The organism is Roseospira navarrensis (assembly GCF_009601025.1).
Taxonomy (GTDB): domain Bacteria; phylum Pseudomonadota; class Alphaproteobacteria; order Rhodospirillales; family Rhodospirillaceae; genus Rhodospira; species Rhodospira navarrensis.
This window is the reverse complement of record NZ_WIVE01000069.1, coordinates 1-19,863: the sequence shown is the minus strand read 5'-3', so window position 1 is coordinate 19,863 and position 19,863 is coordinate 1. Positions and strand designations below refer to the sequence as shown.

Genomic DNA, 19,863 nt, shown 5'->3' with positions numbered 1-19,863 from the left:
AACGTGTCCCGATCCATGCCCGCCTCCCGCGTTCGGTATCCTTCATGATACCAAATCCGGGAATGCATAGCGAACGCTATTTGAGCCAATAATTATGGCACGCCGCGATCAAATAATTTCATCCGCTTCATCACCCGGGTGCCCTGCCCCGGCGTGCTGTCGATGTCCAGGCGGCCGCCGTGCAGGCGCATGATCTCCAGGCTCAGCGACAGGCCCAGCCCGGTGCCCTGGTAGCTGCGGGCCAGGGTGTCGCCGTGCGCCTGTCCGAACGGAGTCACCTCGACCTGGATCTGTGCGGGCGTCATGCCGATGCCCGAGTCGGTGACGGTGATCCAGTGCCCCGTCTCGTCTTCGATGTGGGCGACCTCCACCGCGCCGCTGTCGGTGAACTTGATTGCGTTGCCGACGATGTTGAACAGCACCTGCTTGATGCGCATCGGATCGACGGAGAGCATCAGGGCGTCCGGCACCGCGCGGCGCAGCAAAAGCCGCTTGCTCTCGGCCTGGACGCTGAGCAGGGACAGAACCTCGTCGATCAGGTCGGCCACGTCGGTGGCGCGCCGGGTCAGGTCCAACTTGCCGGCCTCGATCTTGGCCAGATCGAGGATGCTGTTGATGGTCTCCAGCAACAGCAGACCGCTGGAGGAGATCAGGTCCGCGTATTCGCGGTAGTGCGGCGGCAGCGGCCCGATGACCTCGTGGTTCATCATGTCCGCGAAGCCGATGATGGAGTTCAGCGGCGTGCGCAGTTCGTGGCTCATGGCGGCCAGGAACTCGGACTTGGCCTTGGTGGCGCTCTCGGCGCTCAGGCGCGCCGTCTGCAACTCGCGTTCGAACTGTTTGCGTTCGGAGATATCCACGTGCGTGCCAACGAGACGGACCGGCGCGCCCGTCGCGTCCCGCTCCAGGAAGGCGCGCGACAGGATGTCCATCCAGTGGCCGTCCTTGTGGCGCATCCGGAATTCCAGGTTGAACGTGTCCCGGCGGCCCTCGATGTAGTCGTTGAGCATGGCCCAACCCTTCTCGCGGTCGTCCGGGTCCACGAGGTCTTCCCAGGTCGAAAAATGGTCGGCCAGTTCGTCCGGCGCATAGCCGAGCATGCTTTTCCAGCGCGGCGAGTAGTAGATCTCGTTGGTCTGCAAATTCCAGTCGAACAGGCCGTCGTTGGCCCCCTTCATGGCCAGGTCGAAGCGGGAGAACGCGGCGCGCAGGTCGTCCTGGGCCTTCTTGACCTCGGAGATGTCCACGAAGGACACGGCGAAGCGACTCCGACCCAATGGAAAGGCCGAAACCTGATAGTCGCCCTCAAGGGCCCCGGAATGGGCCTCGAAGCGGACCGGCGTGCCGGTGCGGCAGACCTGACCGTAGCGCTCGATCCAGAAGGGCTCCGTCTCGGGCAGGAGTTCCCGCACCCGGCGACCGATCACATGGGCGGCGTTGAGCCCGGTGAGGCGCTCGAATGCGGGGTTCACGTCAAGAAACACATAGTCGCAGGGCGCCCCGCTGTCGTCGAAGAGCATCTCGTGGATGGCGACGCCATTGAGGGACTGCGTGAACAACGCCTGGTACTGGATCTCGCAATCGGCCCGTCGGGCTTCGGCCAGGGCCTCGTTCGTGATGTCCCGCCCGACCCCCATGTACAGGGTCGGACGGCCGCTGTCGGCGGTGCGGATGACCGTGTTGGTCCAGCGCATCAGGCGGGTGTCGTCGGGACCGACCGTGACGGGATGGTCATGGGTCCCGGTGGGCTCCAGGATGTCGTAGCCCCGCACCAGGGTTTGCGTCCGCGCCCGGTCGTCCTCAGGGATCAGCTCCGTGAACCGACGGCCGACCAGGGCCTCCGCCGGGCGTCCGAAAAAGCGGGCGTAGGCGGGATTGACGTAGACGAGACGGAACGTCTCGTCGAACAGGCAGGCCGGCGTGTCCAGGTATTCCAGCGCGTCGGTGTGCATGCCGTTGAGTGTGGGCGGGTCCTGCATGAGCCGGCGCATCCCCTGGCCGGGCGTCGCCGATGGGCCTCTCCCCGGCTCCCGGACGGAGCACCCGAGTGGCGTACTGCGGCACCGTGTGCGGCAAGCGGCCGTGCGACCGCTCAGTCTTCAGACTGTCACCCGCGCCACCAAAGGGCAACCGTCCGTTCGGCCAGCCCAACCGGCGGGGGGCCTTGCCCCGCACGAAAAAACGGCCCCACCCGGGGCCGCAAGTCTCTGATCGGCTAGGAAAAGTCTGGAGCGGGTGATGGGAATCGAACCCACGACATACAGCTTGGGAAGCTGTCGTTCTACCACTGAACTACACCCGCGCCGGGTGTGCGGGAACCGGGTCCGGCACGCACCGCAAGCCCCCGTTATACGCGCTGCCCCGGGCGGCGACAAGATCCCGCGTTACCCGCCGGAGGCCGCCCGGACAGGCCCAAGCCAGAGGGGCCGCCAGCGCATGACACTCAGCACGCCCCCCACGAGAAGGGCGGCCAGGGCCACGGCGACGGCCGCCGGCAGGGGGCCGGCCGCCGTCGCCAGCGCCAGCGCGACCAGCAGGGCGTTCAGGCCGGCGACGACCATGCTCACCCGCGCGTGCGACAGCCCCGCCCGCACCGCCACCTGATAGGCGTGATCCCGGTGCGCCTGGGTCGGGGAATGCCCGCGCGCCAGCCGCCCCAGCAGCGTCAGCGTGGCGTCGGCCAGATAGTATAGGGGCGCGATCAGCGCCGCCGCCCACTGGCCGTGCGCGGCCAGCATCAGCAACATCCCACCCAGCAGATACCCCAGCGGCACGCTGCCCACATCCCCCAGGAAGATGCGGGCGGGGTGCCAGTTCCAGACCAGGAACCCGGCCGCCGCCCCGGCCAGGATCAGCGGCGCGGCCACCGGCAGCGGGACGGCCGTCGCGGCCGCCACCAGGGCCAGCGCGGTGCCCAGGGCAATGGTCTGGACGCCCGAAATCCCGTCGATGCCGTCCATGAAGTTGAACAGGTTGACGAACCACGCCCACAGAAGGCCGGCGGCCAGCATGTCCAGCGGCCCCGGCAGCAGGCCCTGGAACACCGGGCCGGGCAGCGGCAGGGCCCAGAGCGCGCCGTAGCAGGCCAGCAGGTGTCCGCTCAGGCGGGGAATGGCGGGCAGCGGCCGCAGGTCGTCGCGCCACGACAGCGCGGCCAGACCCACGCCGCCGACCAGCATGACCCAGGGCAGCGCGGGACCACCCGTGCCCGAGGACAGCGCGTCCCAGATCAGCAGGGGCAGCGCCGCCGCCAGCAGACCCAGCCCACCGCCGCGCGGCGTCGGCACGGCGTGGCTGGAGCGGTCGTTGGGATGATCCAGGACGGCCCGGGCGTGCAGCCAGCGTTCCAGCAGGCGCACGGCGATCAGGCTCAACACGGCCGCCGCAACAGCCAGCACCAGCGGCCCCGACGCGGACGTCAGGGACGCGGACACCAGGGACAGGGGCGCGCCGCCGGCGGCCTCGGGGGGCATCGTGGTCATGGCCCCGGGATATACCCGAGCCTCGGGGCGGCGACAACGCTCAGGGTGCCACGGCGAGGGCCGACCGGCGGATCAGTTCACGATCTGCCAGGTGCCGTCGTTCTGCCGACAGGCGGTGCCGGTGGCCTCTTCCAGGCGGCCGTCGATGGTCACCGTGGTGCGGAACTGGCGGCAGTACTGGCCGGTGTTGGCATAGCCGTCGCGCACCGGCGTGAAGGTGCCGTAGTTGCCGGTCTGCGGGTTGTTCCAGCTGATGGTCTGGCCCACGGGCGCGGTATAGGCCTGCTGCGAGGCCTGCTGCATGCGCTGCTTGTCGGTCTCGTCCAGCGAGCGGCCGATCTCGCTGCCGACGGCGGCGCCCAGCAGCACGCCGAGGCCGGTCGCGGCCAGCTTCCATTCCGTCGAGCCGCCGAACTGCGAGCCGAGCAGGCCGCCCAGGGCCGCGCCACCGAGCGCGCCGGCGGTCTGCTTCGGGGCGTTCTGGGCCTGCTGGCAGGCGGTGAGGGCCGGTCCGGCGAGCAGGGCGATCGCAAGGACGGCCGCGGTCGAACGTTTGGCAACACGGAGCATGGATCGGGCCTTTCCTGACTGATCGGGTCCTGAGTCGCGGGCGTGACCGGGACGACCCGGCACCAAGGGCGATGAGTTTATCCTTATCCACCAAGGTGGCAAAAAAAAGGTTCACCCGGGCCTGGAGCGTGGCGCTAGTCGTCCTGGCCCTTGATGGTCTTCAGCAGCACCAGCATCAGGCCGATGGCGATCAGGTTCAGCGCGATGATGAAGCCCACGCCCAGGATCAGGATCGACGAGCCCCGGCCGACGGTGACGATCATTTCGCCGTAGTTGTAGACCCCGGTCAGCAGCACGCCGATCCCCAGGAAGAACAGAACCGTCACCAGCGTCAGCGTGGAGACACGCCGCCGCCACCAGCCGCGCCAGGACCGCGCGGGCTCGGTCTCCTCGGTGTCGTCGTCGTCGGTCCAGTCCTCGCGCATGGCCGGCGCCCGTCCTGCAATCCCCGTCCCGTCATCGTGCGCCAACGGCCTTATCGAGAGGACCGTCGGCCCACCCGCCTCCCGTCGATCGGATCAGTGCGCCGATCCGCTCAGGTTGAGCCCCACCACGCCGATGATAATCAACAGAATCGAGACGGCCCGCACCCAGGTCAAGGCCTCGCCGAACCAGAGCACGCCGACCATGACGATCAGGGCCGTGCCCACCCCGGCCCAGATGGCATAGGCCACCGACACGTCCAGCTTCTTCAGGGCCACGGTCAACAAGGCCAGGCTGGCGCCATAGAACACCACCACCCCCACCGACGGCAGCGGGCGGGAGAAGCCGTTGGAAAGCTTCATGGAGGTGGTGCCCATGACCTCCAGGACAATCGCGGCGGCCAGGGTCAGCCAGTGCATGCGGGGTTACTCCTGCGGGGCGGGATACCGGGCGGCCAGAAAGTACAGGCCGTCCGGCGGCGCGGTGGGACCGGCGGCGGCGCGTCGGCGGGCGGCCAGGGCCGCGCCCACGTCGGCTGTCGTCCATTTGCCCTGTCCCACCAGCGCCAGCGTGCCCACCATGTTGCGCACCTGATGGTGCAGGAACGAGCGGGCCCGCGCCGTGACGTGGATCTCGTCGCCCACGCGGGCCACGGCCAGGGCGTCCAGGGTGCGCATCGGGCTGTCCGCCTGGCACTCGCCGGCGCGGAAGCTGGTGAAGTCGTGATGGCCGACCAGGGTTTGCGCGGCGGCGTGCATGGCGTCGGCGTCGAGGGGGCGGGGGTGCCACCAGACCCGGCCCCGGTCAAGCGCCGGCTGCGCGCGCCGGGTCAGGATTCGGTAGAGATAGGACCGCTCGACGCAGGAAAAGCGGGCGTGGAAGGCGTCGGAGACGGCCTCGGCCTCCAGCACCGCCACGGGCGCCGGGCGGGCGAGCGCGTTGAGGGCGTCGGCCACCTTGTCCGGCGGCAGGGCGCGCGGCAGGTCCACATGGGCCACCATGCCCAGCGCATGCACGCCCGAATCGGTGCGCCCGGCGGCGTGCAGCCGCACGGATTCGCGGCACAGACGTTGGGCGGCCTCTTCCAGCGTCTGCTGGACGGACGGGCCGTTGTCCTGACGCTGCCAGCCCACGAACGGGCGGCCGTCGAACTCGATCAGGAGCTTGTAGCGCGGCATGACGGGACCAGGGACCGAATCGGACGGCGCCCCGGGGCCTCGGGGTCCTACGGCCGGCCGCCGGCGGCCTCGCCCTCGGGGAGGGGGTCCTCGGCGACGTAGACCTTGCAGTTGGAAAAGCCGTCGTTGAAGAAGTGATAGGTGACGCCATCGACCGCCTGGCCGGTGGGGTCGATCAGGTTGTAGCCCCGTTTGGCGATGCCCGTATAGCCCCGACCGGGATTCGCCCGCCCGTGATAGCCGATGTAGTAGGACGTGTTCTTTTTCTGGTTGAACCGTCCCTGGCGACAGAGGCGGGACAGGTCCGCATCCGGGTTCCCCACCTCCCAGAACGGCGCGCCGGTGTGCCCGTAGCGCAGGGTTTCGCCCGATTCGGCCGCGCGGGCCGGGGGCGCAGCACCCGCCGCAGCCACCGCCACCGCCACCGCCACCGCCGACGCCAGCAGAAGTGCACCGGCCGGGCCGGCCCCTCGCGGGATCGAGCAAACGGACATCACGGGGCGGGACCTCCTGTCGCGGGGAACGGACCGGCATGGTACCTCGCCCGCCCCACCAACGGGTTAACGCCGGCCGGACGCGGACCGCCCGGGATCGGCAGGAATTGCCGCCCCAGCCGTGCAGACTCTGCCGGACCGGCGCGGGCTGCCGATGCCCGGCCCGCCCCGGACCACGGAGTCAGGCCCATCCCGCAGTTGGCCCGGGGGTTGCAGAGGGAACGGCGGCGCGGTCCGCGCGGCCCGATCCCCCCGGGGAGCCGGTCCCGCATCGCCCGCCCACCCCGCAGGGGCTCAGAGCGCACGGGATGGCCACCATGGACGTGACATCGGTTCAGACCTTCGTATCGCACAACGCCGGTTCGGGCGGATCGGGCGACTCCGCCGCCTCCGGCTCGGCCGCCGGGGCGCTGTTCGAGACGCTGTTGAAGCAGCGCACCAGCGGCGGCGCCGGCGATCCCATGGCCATGATGACGGCCGACCTCAGCGGCACGCTGTTCGTGACGCCCGAAACCCCGGACGTGGAGCCGCCCCGCGAGCCGGACCGCCGGGCGGCGGACCGGGACGAGGGCGCGGACCGGGTGTCCGAGCGCGACGACAGCCGCCGGGCCGACGACACCGAGGCGGCCGACGACGATGCCCCCGCCGACGCCGCCGCGTCCGAGACCGATCCGCAGGAGACGGACGCCGAGGCCTCGGACGGGCAGGCGGCCGGCGATGTCGCCTCGGCCCAGGGCCAGGCCACCGCGCAGGCTCATGTGACCAATCCCAAAGCGCAGGCCGCGCTGGACCGCACGGGCGGCGCCGGCAACGCGTCGGCGCAGGCCGGTGACGCGGCCAACGCCAATTCGGCCGTGGCCCGCGCGGCCGGGACCGGCGTCGGCGGCGAGTCCCAGGCCACCGACACCAAGGCCGGCACGGGCCAGACGCCCCCGGGCGCCGCCGGCCAGACCGCCACCACGACCGGCGGACAGGGAACCGCCGGCGAGGCCGCCGCGCGCACCGAGACCGGCGCCGCCACCCAGGCGGCGACCGCCGGCGCGGCTCGTCCGGGCGCGGCCCAGGCCACCGGCACCGACGCCGCGCGCGCTCAGGCCGATGCGCTGGCCGAAACCGTCAAGCCCACGCAGGACATGAAGGTCTCGGTGACCGTCAAGGGCGAGGGCCAGGCCGCCCAGGCCGCCCGCGCCGCCGGACCGGACAGCGCCGCCGCCGCGCAGCAGGCGACCCAGGATGCCGCGACCCGTCAGGCCCAGGCCCAGGCCGCCGCCGATCCCACCGGGGCCGCGGCTCGCCGCCAGCAGGCCATGGAGGGTCTGCGCCAGAGCCAGGGCGAGGGCTTCCAGGCCGCCACGCAGGCCGGCCGCCCCGGCGCCGCGCCCTCGATCGCCGAGCAGAACGCCGCCGCCGCCGACGCCCGCGCCGACGCCGCGCGCCTGAACCAGGCCGCCGCCGCCGGATCGGCCGAGGCCGCCTCGGCCGCGCGCATCCAGGCCGAGGGCCGCGCCGCCCAGGCCGCCGCCGGCGACCGTCCGGCCCAGAGCACCAGTGGTCGCGCGACCGGCGGCACCGCCGCCACCGCTCAGGCGGCCTCGTTCGTCGGCCCCCGCCAGACCCCGGGCGGCCAGACCGGCACCACCGGCGGGCACCTCGGCGGCCAGGGCGCGGCGCGCTCCGTCGCCGGCGTGGTCGGGGGCGGCACCGGGGCCGAGGCCCCGCAGGCCTCCGGGTCCGGCTTCGCCGACCAGCTCTCGCGCGCCGGTCAGGGCAGCGCCACACCCGACCCCGCGCGGCCCGATCCGCAGGCCCGCAAGGCGGTCGAGCAGATCCGCGTCAACATCAGCAAGGCCGTCAACCGGGGCATGGACCGGGTCACCGTCCAGCTCAATCCCGAGAACCTGGGCCGCGTGGACGTGAAGCTTGAGTTCGGCAAGGACGGCCGTGTCTCGGCCCAGGTGATGGTGGAGAAGCCGGAAACCCTAGACATGCTCCAGCGCGATGCGCGCGGCCTGGAACGGGCGCTGCAGGACGCCGGGCTGAAGACCGAAAGCGGCGGCGTGCAGTTCAGCCTGCGCGGCGACGGCGGCGGCTCCGGCGCGGCCCAGCCGGACACCGGCCGCGGCTCCGCCCGCACGCCGGCGCGCGGCGGCGACGGCGGCGCGGACGGCCAGGGCGCGGACGACGCCCCGCCGGACCTGGAAACCATTCTGTCCAACGCCGCGCGCCAGCGCGGCGGCGTGAACGTGCGGGTGTAGGGAGGATCAGGCCATGGTCGGCACCATCGACGCCGCGACCATCATCGGCAACCAGAAGACCGACAGTTCCAGCGCCCGCGATCAGCTTGCCGGCGACATGGACACGTTCCTCAACCTGCTGACCACGCAGTTGAAGAATCAGGACCCGCTGTCGCCCATGGACTCGACCGAGTTCACCAACCAGCTCGTCCTGTTCGCGCAGGTCGAGCAGCAGGTGAACATGAACGAGAACCTGGAAGCGATGCTGATTTCGTCGGTCAAGAGCCAGCAGGCGTTCGCCGTCAGCTACCTGGACAACTACGTCGAGGTGGAAACCGACAAGGTCATGCTGAACGACGGCGAGGCGGTGTTCACCTACGGCCTGAGCGTCGATGCCGGCCAGGTCTCGATCAACGTCAAGGACCCCTCCGGCAAGATCGTCCGCACGTTCGAGGGCGACCCGGCCGCCGGCCTGCACAAGATCACCTGGGACGGCACCGACAGCAACGGCATCAAGCTGGACGACGGCGTCTACGTCCTGGAGGTCAGCGCATCGGAGAGCGAGAACGCGGACGGCGAACTGGAGACCTGGACCACCTCGCTGGGCAAGGTCACGGGTGTCGCCGCCGAGGATGCGAACACCTTCCTGGCCATCGGCGACCTGTCGGTGGACCTGGATTCGGTGCTCGGCGTGTTCAACACGCTGCCGCTCGATGACGTGGACGCCGGCGACGACATCACCGATGTCGCCGACGACGAGACGGCCGACCCGTAAGCCGGACCCCGACGCGCGGATCCGGGGGCGCGGATCCGGGGGCGCGTCCACCGCAAACCAGACACTCCCGGGCGCGACCGCCTCAAAGGGAGCCTTGAAGGAGAAGACCGATGTCGCTTTATGGAGCCTTGTTCTCGGGCGTCTCCGGGCTGCAGTCGCAGTCCAGCGCCATGGGCGCGATTTCGGACAACGTCGCCAACGTCAACACGGTCGGCTACAAGGGCACCACCGTGAACTTCAAGACGCTGGTGACGGCGCAGGTCTCCCTGACGCAATACTCGCCCGGCGGCGTGCAGTCCGCGCCCCGCACCAACGTGGACATCCAGGGCCTGTTGCAGGCCACCACCTCGTCCACCGACTTCGGCCTGTCGGGTCAGGGCTTCTTCGTGGTGTCCGACACCGCCACCAACCCGTCGGGCTACGCCTACAGCCGCGCCGGGTCGTTCAAGGTGGACAAGGACGGCTATCTGCAGAATGCGTCCGGCTACTACCTGCAGGGCTGGCCGCTGACCACCTGGGACGGCACCACCAGCGCCGCGACGGTGCCCTACAACAACGATACGTACATGAAGGCGTACCGCAACGATAACGGCGACCTGTTCTACATCAACGACAACGCCGTCGACAGCATCAACATGCGGCCGCTGAACCTGAACACCATCGGCGGCACGGCGCGCGCCAGCTCCACGATGTCGATGGGCGCGAACCTGCCGGCGGACGCCGACATCGGCACCACCGAGAAGACCAACGCCCTGATCTTCGACAGCCTGGGCAACTCCCACAACCTGCTCTACACGTGGACCAAGCGCGACCAGAACACCTGGGACGTGGAAGCCACCCCGCCGCCCGGCAGCGAGTTCGTCAACATGACGGCCCAGGACGGCAGCACGTACTATTCGGCCGGGCGCATGGACTTCACCGACATCCCCGAAGTCGCGGCCGGCGGCTCCACCACCATGACGCTGACCATCGGCGCCACCACGCTGACCTACACGCTCACCGACACCGGCGCGGACGGCATCGTGGACCAGGTGACCACCAGCACCGGCGCCACCCCCGCGCAGCCCTTCACGACCCTGTCCGAGATGCTCGACGACATGGCGAGCATGATGGAAACCGACATCCAGACCCTGGCCGGCGGCACCATCAACGCGGTCACGGGCAAGAGCAGCCCGGCGAGCTGGGTCGATCGCATCGACGGCGAGAACGGCATCCTGTTCCGCCAGTTCAGCGAGGCCAACGATATCGCCGTCGATGCCTCCAACCTGACCGTGAACAGCGGCTCGGACCCGGCGGTCATCCAGGACGCCGCGTTCAATATCCCGGCCATGAGCGCGACCACGGCGACCTGGCAGGGCTCGTGGATCAATGCGGGCACCAGCGCCATGACCTTCAACGGTGACGGCACCCCGGACACCGTCTTTGCCTACGACGAGACCACCGAGAACGATCCCCGCTCGACCATGAACATCAACTGGGCGAACGGGGCGCTGAACATGGACGGCTCCTCGGCGCCTCCGGGCAGCGCGGCCATCAGCCAGTTCTGGGGCAACTACAACGCCGCCGACGGCATGCAGCAGCTTTCGGGCGACTATCAGCTCAACTACGTCAGCCAGAACGGCAACCGCTTCGGCAACTATACGGGTGTCACGGTCTCCGAGACCGGCATCGTCACCGCCCTGTTCGACAACGGCGTGCAGGCCCCGATCTTCATGATCCCGGTTGCCACCTTCGTGAACCCGAACGGCATGAACCCGCTGACCGGCAACGTGTTCCAGCAGACCGACAACTCCGGCCTGCCGGTGGTGCGCGAGGCGGGCTCGGCCGGCGCCGCGACCGTGGCCCAGGCGACCCTGGAATCCTCGACCGTGGACCTGGGCACCGAGTTCACGAACATGATCACCACCCAGCGGGCGTATTCGGCGGCGGCGAAGATCATCACCACGTCCGACGACATGCTGGAAGAACTGATCCGCATCAAGCAGTAACGCGGATCGCCTCCTCTCCTTCAAGACGCCTCGTCCCCGGCCCCGCCGGGGACTTTTTTTGCGGCCGCGCGGAAAATCACGGGTGTTGGGCGCGGGGACGGTGCTATAGATCCCGGTCGCGGGCCGCGCGGACACGCCGGCGGCCCGGCTTTTGTCGTTCCCCCCACGGGACTGCCGCGCATGATCCTGGCCAAGGCCCACCATCGACGACGCTCCGCGCCCGCCGCGCGACGACGCGGCCCGGGCCGCCCTGGCTGCCGCTTCGGCGTCGTGGAACGCTGACCGGCGCCCCGGCGGCCCGTCTCTTCCGACCGCCGCGCCAGACCGTTCCGCCGCCAGGACCGCCGCTCGATGGATACCCTCCCCGCCCCGACCGCCTTCCGCACCCCGACCGGCCTCGCCGTCGATCCCGCCACCGCCCCGGTGCCCTATGCCCTGCGCCGGGAAGCCCCCGAGGACGCCCCGGCGATCGAGGACCTGCTGGACCGCGCCTTCGGCTCCGACCGGCAGGCCAAGCGCTCCTATGCCTACCGCCAGGGCGTCTCGCCCGTGGCCGAACTGGGCTTCGTGGCCGACCGCCCGGACGGCTCGGTCCTGGGCACGCTGCGCTTCTGGCCCGTGCTGGTGGGCGACGCCGCCCACCCCGCGCTGCTGCTGGGCCCGATCGCCGTGGAACCGGGTCTGAAGGGGCGCGGCATCGGCAAGGCCCTGATGCGCAAGGGCCTGTTCGAGGCGCGGCGGCGCGGCCACGGGCTGGTCGTGCTGGTGGGCGACCTGCCGTATTACGCCCTGTTCGGGTTCCAGCCAGCCGCCCACAAGGGCATCGTCATGCCGTTCGAACGCCCGCACCGGGTGCTGTGCCTGGAGCTGATCGAGGGCGCGGCCGGCGCCGGGGGCACGCTGACGGCGGCCCACGCCCTGCCGGTGGCTCCGACCCGGCACCGGACGCCGCCCTGAGACGGGTGGCGCGCACCACCGATCCGCAACCCCGGGATTCCCTCGCGGCCCGAATCATTCTAGGGTCCGCAACCCGACCCGATTCAGAACGGACCCGCACACCATGGATGTCATCGTCGTTCCGCTGTTCCAGATCGTCCTCATGGTGATCCAGCTCTACATCTGGGTCATCATCATCCAGGCCATCCTGTCCTGGCTGGTGGCCTTCAACGTGGTCAATACGCGCAACCGCTTCGTCGCCACGGTGGGCGAGGTGCTGTACCGCCTGACGGAGCCGGCGCTGGCGCCCATCCGCCGCCGCCTGCCGTTTTTCGGCGGCGTGGACATGTCGCCGATCGTGCTGATTCTGGGCCTGATCTTCCTGCAGATGGTCCTGGGTCGCCTGATGATGAAGATCGCCTGAGGCGGGCGGCGTGGCGGCGGCCGGTCCCGATCCCTCCGGGTTGCCCCTGGCCGGCGGCCTGCTGTCCGTGCGGCTCACCCCCAAGGCCTCGCGCGACCGCATCGAGGCCATCGAGACCGACGCGGAGGGCCGCCCCTGGCTGCGCGTGTCCGTGACCGCCGTGCCGGAGAACGGCAAGGCCAACGCCGCGCTGGTCGCCCTGCTGGCCAAGACGTGGCGGCTGCCGAAGGGGGCCTTCGCCCTCGTCTCCGGGGTCACGGCGCGGCGCAAGACCTTGCGGATCGAGGCCGCGACGGCGACAGTCGAGGATGTGGCGGCCCGCCTCGACGCGCTGCCCCGGCGGCCGGGGTGAGGCCGCGATCTCCGATTCCGGGGAGGGCTCGACCATGCCCAAAGGCGCCCGCGTCATCGAGGGTCACGAGGTCGCCCGCGACATGCTGCGGGAGGTCCATCATGACATCCTCGAACTCAGCGAGGTGCATCGCCTGACCACCACCCTGGCGATCGTGGTCGTGGGCGACGACTTCAACACCCTGCGTCTGATCCAGAACAAGTGCCAGCGGGCCGAGGATGCCGGCGTGCGGGTGCAGTTGCACACCCTGCCGCCCGAAACGTCCGACGACGAGGTGATTACCGTCATCGAGGGCCTGAACCACGACGAACGGGTGCATGGCATCCTGGTGCAGCACTACCTGCCGCGCTACCGCGACGCCCGCCGCCTGATCGAGGCCGTCGATCCGGTCAAGGACGTGGATGGCTTCCACACCCGCAACGCCGGGCTGCTGGCCAACGACGCGCCCGCCTTCGTGCCCTGCGAGGCGCTGGCCGGGATGCACCTCATCAAGCAGTTCGTGGACGCGCGCCCCATCGGCTGGCACGCCTGCGTCGTCGGCGACACCCACCGCACCGGGCGGCCGGCGGCGCGCCTGCTGCTGAACGAGCGCTGCACGGTGACCATCGCCAACGAGGACACCCGCGATCTGGCCGAGGTCAGCCGGCAGGCGGACATCCTCATCGCCGCCACCAATCGCGCGGGCATGATCCGGCCGCGCCACGTCAAACCGGGCGCGGCGGTGATCGACCTGGGCCGCAGCCGGGTGACGGTGAACGACGAACTGCGCATCGTCGGCGACGTGCGTCTGGACGCGGTGCGCGAGGTCGCCGGCTGGGTCACCCCCGTGCCCGGCGGGGTGGGACCCGTGGCCGTCGCCATGCTGATGCGCAACGTGGTGACCGCCTGCCGCCGGCAGAACCGGGTGGACGAGAAGGCGCGCCATGCCGCCGGCTGAACCCAACGGCGCCACCACCGCGCGCCCCCGCATCCTGGTGGTGGACGACACGCCCGACATCCGCGACCTGCTGGGCCGCTACCTGGACCAGTACGGATTCGCGGTCGAGACTGCCGCCGATGCCCAGGCGGCCCGGCACGCGCTGGCCGACAATGGCCGTCCCGACCTGATGATCCTCGACCTGATGATGCCGGGCGAGGACGGCCTGAGCCTGTGCCGCGCCCTGCGCGCCGACCCGGCCACCGCCGACCTGCCCATCGTCATGCTGACCGCCATGGGCGAGGAGACGGACCGGGTGGTGGGCCTGGAACTGGGCGCGGACGACTACGTGCCGAAGCCGTTCAACCCGCGCGAGTTGCTCGCCCGGGTGCGCGCGGTGCTGCGCCGGGCCGCGCCCGCCTCGACGGGGTCCGACTCCGGCGCGGCGGATCCGCCCGCCCTGACGCCGCGCCTGGGCGAGGCCGGTCGGGTTCGCTTCGACCGCTGGATCCTGGACCTGGGCCGGCGCGAACTGGAGGGACCGGACGGCGTGGGCGTGGCCCTGTCGAGCGGCGAGTTCTCCATGCTGCGGGCCTTCGTGGAGCATCCCCAGCGGGTGCTGACCCGCGACCAGTTGCTGGACCTGGCGCGCGGCCACAACGCCGCCGTGACCGACCGCAGCATGGACACCCAGGTCAGCCGCCTGCGCCGCAAGATCGAGGCCGATCCCAAGGACCCGACGCTGCTCAAGACCGTCTGGGGCGGCGGCTACGTGCTGGCGGTTCCGGTGGAGCGCCTGTGACATGGCGCAAGCGCCTCCCGACCCGCCCCGCCGCCGCCGCGTTCGGCTCTGGCCCGACAGCCTGGCCGGGCAGACCATCCTTGTGTTGCTGGTCGGCCTGACCGTCTCCAACGTGGTGGCGCTCGGGCTGTACTCCATCGACCGGCTGCGGTTGCTGGAGACTCTGGGGGGCCGCGCCGTGGTGGCCCGCGTGGTGGAGGCCACGCGATTGATCGAGACCGCCGAGTCGCCGCGGTTCGAACGCCGGCTGGCCCGCACCCTCAGCGGCGGACGGCTGCAGGTCCGCATAGGCCCGGTGCCGCTGGTGGGCGAAGACCGGCCGCAGGCCCGGGGTCTGGGGGCGTTCCGGACCCGCATCCTTGAACGGGCGCTGGTCGCCGCGTTCGCGGAAGCCCCCGACCGGGCCGTGCGGGTGGATGTGGCCCCGGACAGCCTGGACGACGGACCCGGCGCGCCAGCCCCCGACGCACGCCCCTGGTCCGGCGACGGCCCGCCGTTTCCGTTCTTCGGCCGCTGGCGCGGCGGCCCGGACCGAGCCGACGATGCCTGGGACCGCCACCATCCCGACATGCCCTTTCACCATGGTCTGTCCCGGTTGATGGTGGGCGATCCGGAGGAAACCGCCCTGGCCGTCTCCGTCGGGCTGCGCGACGGCCGCTGGCTCAACGTGGTCGCCCGGGTGCCCCGACCGCAGGGCTTCTGGACCCCGGGCGCGCTGGCCTCGCTGGGGCTGATGACGGCGGTGACACTGGCCCTGTCCATCTGGGCGGTGCGGCGCGCCACCCGGCCCCTGCGCGGGGTGGCCGACGCCGCCCGGCGCATGGGCGTGGACCCTCGCCGCGACCCGCTGCCCGAGACCGGCAGCCGCGAAGTGCGCGAGGTCGCGCGCGCGTTCAACGACATGCAGACGCGGCTGGCGCGGCTGGTGGACAACCGCACCCGGCTGCTGGCCGCCATCTCCCACGACCTGCGGACCCCCATCACCACCCTGCGGCTGCGGGCCGAGTTCGTGGAGGACGCCGAGGAGCGCGCCCGCATGCTGGCCACCCTGGACGACATGGAGGCCATGGTCGCCGCCACGCTGGCCTTCGCCCGCGACGACGCCACCACCGAGGCGGCGCGCCCCGTGGACCTGTCCGCGCTGGTGGCGGCGCTGTGCGAGGATCTGGCCGAGACCGGGCGACCCGTGACCTTTGAAGACCCGGCGGAGGCGGAGGCGGCGCCGGCGGCGGTCGTGCGCGGACGCCCCACCGCCCTGCGCCGCGCGGTCGGCAACCTGGTGGCCAACGCCTGCACCTATGGCGGCGGAGCCGAGGTCTCGGTCGGGACCGTCGCCCTGGCCGACGGTCCCGGCGCGGCCGTGGTGGTGTGCGATCGCGGCCCCGGCATCCCCGACGAGCACCTGGCCCGGGTCACCGACCCGTTCTACCGCGTCGAGGGCTCTCGGGCGCGCAGCACCGGCGGCATCGGCCTGGGGCTGTCCATCGTGCAGGCCGTGGCCGACGCCCACGGCGGCCGGCTGGTGCTGCGCAACAGGCCCGGCGGCGGCCTGGAAGCCCGGCTGGAGATCCCCAGCGGCGGACCCGGCGCGGAGGGCCGCGCTGGGCCTGTGTGACTTAGTTACGGATCCCCATCACCGGACGGCCTATGTCTTTGGGTAACGGCGGCATCCGATCGGGATGCGCCGTCGCTCCAACGGGACCCGTGTGGGTTTGCGGACCTGCCCGACGTCCCCCGACTCGGGAGTTTGCGACATGACCAAGAACATGGGCGGCATGGACCGCGCCATTCGTCTGATCGTCGGCATCGCGCTGATCGCCGGCGCCTTTCTGATCCCCGCCCTGTACCCCTGGGGCTTCATCGGCATCGTGCCCGTGGCCACGGCCCTGATCGGGTGGTGCCCGGCCTATGTGCCGTTCGGCTTCAAGACCTGCAAGACGAGCTGACCGGCTCCGCCGCCCCTCCGGTGGCGTTCCCGCCAGACGGCCAGACAGACAAAGACCCGCCCCCCGGCGCGCCCATCGCCGGGGGGCGTTGTTTTTTCGGGTCATCACGGACTTCCGGGGCAATGGGGCTTCTCGGGACCTTTCGTCGGGTGCAGACCGAACGCCCTCCACTGGCAAGGCGATTTGAGTCACACATCTCGACGCGTGCCACGGACCGATGAATGTGCCGGACGGGGCTTGCAGCCCCGTCCGGACCGTTTTTCATTGCGATAGGGATGAACGGTCCGGGCGGGCGTGCAACTCCCGCCCGGCATCACCACCCACCTCAGCCCCACCGACTCCGATGGGACCTGAGCCTTCCGCGCGCTGGACCTCCGGCGGCGTTCGCGGCATGGTTCGCCCGACCGCGGGCCGGACCCGCGCGGCGCCCCCGCCATGCTGAACACCGGCCCCATCCACTGCGCGGAGACAGTCCCGTTGGCCGAACACCCCACACGCACCGGGAGCGGACCCGTTGACCTCGACGTGACCGATGCAACCTGCCGCGCCGCCCTGGAGGCGACGCCGCAGGCGCTGGTGGTCAGCGATCGGGACGGCGCGCCGCTGCTGATGAACCGGCGCGCGCGCCGCCTGCTCGGGCTGGGGGACGGGGCCGAGCTGTCCGAATGGCCGGGACGGATGTCGGCGGCCTCTGGTCCGGCGGCCGAGGGCTGGAGCCTTTTGCCCGTGGGCGCCGACGAGACACGGGGCCCCGGCGGCGCGCACGGGGCCGGCGGCGACGTGCCATTCTGGGTCTGGTCCCGCCGCCTGCCGCACGACCCCGGCGCCCCGCTCCGGGTGCTGCACGCCCTGTGGCCCTGTCACGTCAACGAGGATCAGGCCCACGCCGCCGGCGGCGACGAAGGCGGCTTCGACGAGATGATGGCCGTGCTGGTCCGGCACGCCCTGCTGGGCGAGATGGGCGGCGCCCTGGCCCACCAGATGACCCAGCCGCTGAACGTCATCCGCCTGACCGCCGAGCGGGCGGCGCTGGAGGCGGAACGCCAGATCGCCGATGGCGCGGGCGATCAGGCGCTGGTGGACCGCTTCGCCCGGCTGGCCGATCAGGCCGATGCGGTGTTCGAGACCGTGGCCCTGGTGCAGGGCGCGCCGGGCGTGGCCGGGCCCGAGGATCTGCAGCCGGTGGACCTGGGCGCGGTGGTCAATCGCGCCGCCCATCTGGCGCGCGGCCCGCTGCGCGCGGCCGGGCTGCGGCCCGAGGTCATCACGCCCGGCGGCATGCCGATGGCGCTGGCCGAGCCCATCCTGCTGCTGCAGATCGGATTCGCAACCCTGACGGTGCTGGCCGAGTCGGCGGGCTCGGCGGCGGCGGACGCCTCGGTGGAGGCGCGCGCCGACGGCCGCCGGGCGCCGCCATCGTCGGGCGGGTCCTCGCTGGTGGTGCGCGTGGACCAGGAGACCGCGCCGGGCCGCCTGATCGTAGACATGGCGCATGAACAGGTCTTCCTGGACGACCTCCCGCTGACCCCGCTCGCCCCCGATCTGTCGCTGTCGCGCCGGGTGGTTCTGGCGGCCATGGCCCTGGCCGGGCTGGGCGGTCACCTGATGCTGCTGGTGGACGATCTGGGCGCTCTGCGCGGGGTGCGCCTGGACCTGGCCCGCGCCCCCGGATTCGGCGGGTCGGACGAGGCGGCGGCGGACGCCGCCCCGAACACGCCCGCTCCCGCGCCGCACGCCGCCGGACGACCGATCCATGTGCTGGTCGCCGAAGACGAGATCGAGGCCGCCACCGAGATCGCCGAGTTCCTGGGCGACCTGGGCTATGCGGTCGAGGTCGTCGGCTCGGCGCCCGACGGGATCGACGCCCTTGACCGCGCCCCCCGTGACGTGCTCGTCACGGACCTGTCCATGCCGGGGGGCGGAGCCCGCACGCTGGTGCGCGCCGCCGAGGCCGCGCATCCGGATCTGGCCGTCATCATCGTGTCCGGCCTGGCCGTCGAGTCCGATCCGGCCCAGGCGGATCTGGTGGAGATGGCGGACGCCATCCTGCGCAAGCCCATCGGGCTGGGCGAGCTGCGCGCCGCCATCGAGCGCGTGCTGGGCGCGTGATCCGGGCCGCGCCGGCCGATCCCGATCCCGACCCGACCATCAGACAAGGGACCCGTGACCATGCCGACGACACCGCGCACCGGACCCATCGTCATCCTCACCGGCGCCGGAATCTCCAAGGAATCCGGGCTCGACACCTTCCGCGACGTGGGCGGGATCTGGTCTCGGGTGAACCTGGAGGACGTGGCCACCCCCGAGGGCTTCCGCCGCGATCCGGCCCTGGTGCAGCGGTTCTACAACGACCGCCGACGCGGACTGCTCACGGCCGACGTGCAGCCGAACGCCGCCCATGAGGCCCTCGCCCGGCTGGAGGCCGAATGGGACGACGAGGTGTTCCTGGTCACCCAGAACATCGACGACCTGCACGAGCGGGCCGGCTCGCGCACCCTGCTGCACATGCACGGCGAGCTTCTGAAGGTGCGCTGCGAGGGCTGCGATTGTGTGGTGGAGTGGCGCGCCGACCTGGGGCCCGAGCACACCTGCGACGATTGCGGGCGGCCCGGCGGCCTGCGCCCGCACGTGGTGTGGTTCGGCGAGATCCCCCTGGGCATGGAGGCGATCGCCGACGCCCTGGACCGCTGCGCCCTGTTCATGTCCATCGGCACCAGCGGCACGGTCTACCCCGCCGCCGGCTTCGTCGCCGAGGTGGAGCGCTTCGGCCGCGCCCATACGGTGGAGCTGAACATGGAGGCCAGCCACGGGGCCTCGATGTTCCGCGAATCGGTGCTCGGCCCCGCAACGCAGGTGGTCCCGGCCTATGTGGACCGCCTGCTGGCGGACGGCATCCCGGGGCGGGGGTGAGTCTGGCGCCGTCCCGGCCTCACCGGAACGGGAAGAACAGCGGCACCATGATGATCGTCAGGACCAGAACCAGCGCCTGCAACGGCACACCCACCTTGACGAAGTCCATGAACCGATAGGCCCCCGGCCCCAGAACGAGCGTGTTGACCGGCGAGGCCACGGGCGTGGAAAACGCCGTCGAGGCGGCGACGGCCACGCCCATCAACAGCGGATAGGGCGACAGGCCCAGGGTCTCGGCGGCCCCGATGGCCATGGGCGCCACCAGGACCGTGGTCGCGGTGTTGCTGATGACCTGGCTGAAGACCGAGGTCAGCACCACCAGCCCGGCCAGTAGCGCGGTGGGCCCCACCGCCCCCGGCTGTGTAACCTGATGTCTGGAAATTTTGCACGAGGGGGCGCACCTGCATGCCCATCCGTGGGGCGCGCCCCACGG

20 protein-coding genes and 1 tRNA gene are annotated in these 19,863 nt (G+C 71.3%); 12 read left to right on the top strand and 9 right to left on the bottom strand.

Annotation, left to right across the window (positions count from 1 at the left end; all coding sequences use genetic code 11):
* Nucleotides 1–92 precede the first annotated feature (92 nt).
* The 8 genes from GHC57_RS16360 to GHC57_RS16325 all read right to left on the bottom strand — a co-directional run bounded on the left by GHC57_RS16360 (nt 93) and on the right by GHC57_RS16325 (nt 6,147).
* Complete coding sequence (locus GHC57_RS16360) at nt 93–1,979, bottom strand: PAS domain S-box protein (RefSeq protein WP_170294925.1); 1,887 nt, start codon at nt 1,977–1,979, stop codon at nt 93–95.
* A 248-nt stretch (nt 1,980–2,227) separates the two neighbouring features.
* A tRNA-Gly gene (locus tag GHC57_RS16355) sits at nt 2,228–2,302 on the bottom strand.
* Nucleotides 2,303–2,384: 82 nt separating this feature from the next.
* Nucleotides 2,385–3,482: an MraY family glycosyltransferase gene (locus GHC57_RS16350; protein WP_246152404.1), complete on the bottom strand. Its 1,098-nt coding sequence runs from the start codon at nt 3,480–3,482 to the stop codon at nt 2,385–2,387.
* A 72-nt stretch (nt 3,483–3,554) separates the two neighbouring features.
* A complete protein-coding gene (locus GHC57_RS16345; RefSeq protein WP_153346199.1) occupies nt 3,555–4,052 on the bottom strand; it encodes an RT0821/Lpp0805 family surface protein in 498 nt (165 codons plus the stop codon).
* A gap of 134 nt (nt 4,053–4,186) precedes the next feature.
* A complete protein-coding gene (locus GHC57_RS16340; RefSeq protein WP_153346198.1) occupies nt 4,187–4,477 on the bottom strand; it encodes a hypothetical protein in 291 nt (96 codons plus the stop codon).
* Between the two features lie 93 nt (nt 4,478–4,570).
* Entirely contained in the window at nt 4,571–4,894 is a 324-nt protein-coding gene (locus tag GHC57_RS16335) for a DMT family transporter (RefSeq protein WP_153346196.1), read from the bottom strand.
* A 6-nt stretch (nt 4,895–4,900) separates the two neighbouring features.
* Nucleotides 4,901–5,653, bottom strand: a complete 753-nt coding sequence (gene truA / locus GHC57_RS16330) for a tRNA pseudouridine(38-40) synthase TruA (RefSeq protein WP_153346194.1) — start codon at nt 5,651–5,653, stop codon at nt 4,901–4,903.
* A 47-nt stretch (nt 5,654–5,700) separates the two neighbouring features.
* Nucleotides 5,701–6,147, bottom strand: a complete 447-nt coding sequence (locus GHC57_RS16325; RefSeq protein ID WP_425500691.1) for a hypothetical protein — start codon at nt 6,145–6,147, stop codon at nt 5,701–5,703.
* A 317-nt stretch (nt 6,148–6,464) separates the two neighbouring features.
* Between GHC57_RS16325 and GHC57_RS16320 the strand changes: the two genes are divergently transcribed.
* The 12 genes from GHC57_RS16320 (at nt 6,465) to cobB (ending at nt 19,430) form a co-directional block, all read left to right on the top strand.
* On the top strand, nt 6,465–8,402 hold the full coding sequence (locus tag GHC57_RS16320; RefSeq protein WP_153346189.1) for a flagellar hook-length control protein FliK: 1,938 nt from the start codon (nt 6,465–6,467) through the stop codon (nt 8,400–8,402).
* Nucleotides 8,403–8,415: 13 nt separating this feature from the next.
* The gene (locus GHC57_RS16315; protein WP_153346188.1) at nt 8,416–9,156 is read left to right on the top strand and encodes a flagellar hook assembly protein FlgD; all 741 of its coding nucleotides are present in this window, start codon (nt 8,416–8,418) and stop codon (nt 9,154–9,156) included.
* Nucleotides 9,157–9,266: 110 nt separating this feature from the next.
* Nucleotides 9,267–11,144 carry a flagellar hook-basal body complex protein gene (locus GHC57_RS16310; RefSeq protein ID WP_153346186.1) on the top strand — a complete coding sequence of 626 codons (1,878 nt, stop codon included), beginning with the start codon at nt 9,267–9,269 and terminating at the stop codon, nt 11,142–11,144.
* A 351-nt stretch (nt 11,145–11,495) separates the two neighbouring features.
* Nucleotides 11,496–12,101: a GNAT family N-acetyltransferase gene (locus tag GHC57_RS16305; RefSeq protein WP_153346184.1), complete on the top strand. Its 606-nt coding sequence runs from the start codon at nt 11,496–11,498 to the stop codon at nt 12,099–12,101.
* A gap of 103 nt (nt 12,102–12,204) precedes the next feature.
* Nucleotides 12,205–12,504 (top strand): YggT family protein, encoded by a 300-nt coding sequence (locus GHC57_RS16300; protein ID WP_153346182.1) that lies wholly within the window; start codon nt 12,205–12,207, stop codon nt 12,502–12,504.
* Between the two features lie 10 nt (nt 12,505–12,514).
* A complete protein-coding gene (locus GHC57_RS16295; protein ID WP_343031198.1) occupies nt 12,515–12,856 on the top strand; it encodes a DUF167 family protein in 342 nt (113 codons plus the stop codon).
* A 34-nt stretch (nt 12,857–12,890) separates the two neighbouring features.
* Nucleotides 12,891–13,793, top strand: coding sequence for a bifunctional 5,10-methylenetetrahydrofolate dehydrogenase/5,10-methenyltetrahydrofolate cyclohydrolase (locus GHC57_RS16290; RefSeq protein ID WP_170294924.1), 903 nt, complete (start codon nt 12,891–12,893; stop codon nt 13,791–13,793).
* Entirely contained in the window at nt 13,780–14,574 is a 795-nt protein-coding gene (locus tag GHC57_RS16285; RefSeq protein ID WP_153346177.1) for a response regulator, read from the top strand. The genes GHC57_RS16290 and GHC57_RS16285 overlap by 14 nt, the downstream gene beginning before the upstream one ends.
* Nucleotide 14,575: 1 nt before the next feature.
* Complete coding sequence (locus GHC57_RS20100; RefSeq protein WP_153346175.1) at nt 14,576–16,189, top strand: ATP-binding protein; 1,614 nt, start codon at nt 14,576–14,578, stop codon at nt 16,187–16,189.
* A 139-nt stretch (nt 16,190–16,328) separates the two neighbouring features.
* Nucleotides 16,329–16,520: a YgaP family membrane protein gene (locus tag GHC57_RS16275; protein ID WP_153346173.1), complete on the top strand. Its 192-nt coding sequence runs from the start codon at nt 16,329–16,331 to the stop codon at nt 16,518–16,520.
* Between the two features lie 525 nt (nt 16,521–17,045).
* Nucleotides 17,046–18,629 carry a response regulator gene (locus tag GHC57_RS20480; protein WP_153346171.1) on the top strand — a complete coding sequence of 528 codons (1,584 nt, stop codon included), beginning with the start codon at nt 17,046–17,048 and terminating at the stop codon, nt 18,627–18,629.
* A gap of 60 nt (nt 18,630–18,689) precedes the next feature.
* Entirely contained in the window at nt 18,690–19,430 is a 741-nt protein-coding gene (cobB, locus tag GHC57_RS16265; RefSeq protein WP_153346169.1) for a Sir2 family NAD+-dependent deacetylase, read from the top strand.
* Nucleotides 19,431–19,449: 19 nt separating this feature from the next.
* Here cobB and GHC57_RS16260 read toward each other — a convergent pair whose 3' ends face one another.
* Entirely contained in the window at nt 19,450–19,779 is a 330-nt protein-coding gene (locus GHC57_RS16260; RefSeq protein ID WP_343031197.1) for an SLC13 family permease, read from the bottom strand.
* Between the last annotated feature and the right edge of the window lie 84 nt (nt 19,780–19,863).

Excerpts from the sequence above, each read along its gene's own strand:
- GHC57_RS16360 (WP_170294925.1), bottom strand. The coding sequence starts at position 1,979 with ATGCAGGACCCGCCCACACTCAACGGCATGCACACCGACGCGCTGGAA.
- GHC57_RS16350 (WP_246152404.1), bottom strand. The coding sequence starts at position 3,482 with ATGACCACGATGCCCCCCGAGGCCGCCGGCGGCGCGCCCCTGTCCCTG.
- GHC57_RS16345 (WP_153346199.1), bottom strand. The coding sequence starts at position 4,052 with ATGCTCCGTGTTGCCAAACGTTCGACCGCGGCCGTCCTTGCGATCGCC.
- GHC57_RS16340 (WP_153346198.1), bottom strand. The coding sequence starts at position 4,477 with ATGCGCGAGGACTGGACCGACGACGACGACACCGAGGAGACCGAGCCC.
- GHC57_RS16335 (WP_153346196.1), bottom strand. The coding sequence starts at position 4,894 with ATGCACTGGCTGACCCTGGCCGCCGCGATTGTCCTGGAGGTCATGGGC.
- truA (WP_153346194.1), bottom strand. The coding sequence starts at position 5,653 with ATGCCGCGCTACAAGCTCCTGATCGAGTTCGACGGCCGCCCGTTCGTG.
- GHC57_RS16325 (WP_425500691.1), bottom strand. The coding sequence starts at position 6,147 with ATGTCCGTTTGCTCGATCCCGCGAGGGGCCGGCCCGGCCGGTGCACTT.
- GHC57_RS16320 (WP_153346189.1), top strand. The coding sequence starts at position 6,465 with ATGGACGTGACATCGGTTCAGACCTTCGTATCGCACAACGCCGGTTCG.
- GHC57_RS16315 (WP_153346188.1), top strand. The coding sequence starts at position 8,416 with ATGGTCGGCACCATCGACGCCGCGACCATCATCGGCAACCAGAAGACC.
- GHC57_RS16310 (WP_153346186.1), top strand. The coding sequence starts at position 9,267 with ATGTCGCTTTATGGAGCCTTGTTCTCGGGCGTCTCCGGGCTGCAGTCG.
- GHC57_RS16305 (WP_153346184.1), top strand. The coding sequence starts at position 11,496 with ATGGATACCCTCCCCGCCCCGACCGCCTTCCGCACCCCGACCGGCCTC.
- GHC57_RS16300 (WP_153346182.1), top strand. The coding sequence starts at position 12,205 with ATGGATGTCATCGTCGTTCCGCTGTTCCAGATCGTCCTCATGGTGATC.
- GHC57_RS16290 (WP_170294924.1), top strand. The coding sequence starts at position 12,891 with ATGCCCAAAGGCGCCCGCGTCATCGAGGGTCACGAGGTCGCCCGCGAC.
- GHC57_RS16285 (WP_153346177.1), top strand. The coding sequence starts at position 13,780 with ATGCCGCCGGCTGAACCCAACGGCGCCACCACCGCGCGCCCCCGCATC.
- GHC57_RS20100 (WP_153346175.1), top strand. The coding sequence starts at position 14,576 with ATGGCGCAAGCGCCTCCCGACCCGCCCCGCCGCCGCCGCGTTCGGCTC.
- GHC57_RS16275 (WP_153346173.1), top strand. The coding sequence starts at position 16,329 with ATGACCAAGAACATGGGCGGCATGGACCGCGCCATTCGTCTGATCGTC.
- cobB (WP_153346169.1), top strand. The coding sequence starts at position 18,690 with ATGCCGACGACACCGCGCACCGGACCCATCGTCATCCTCACCGGCGCC.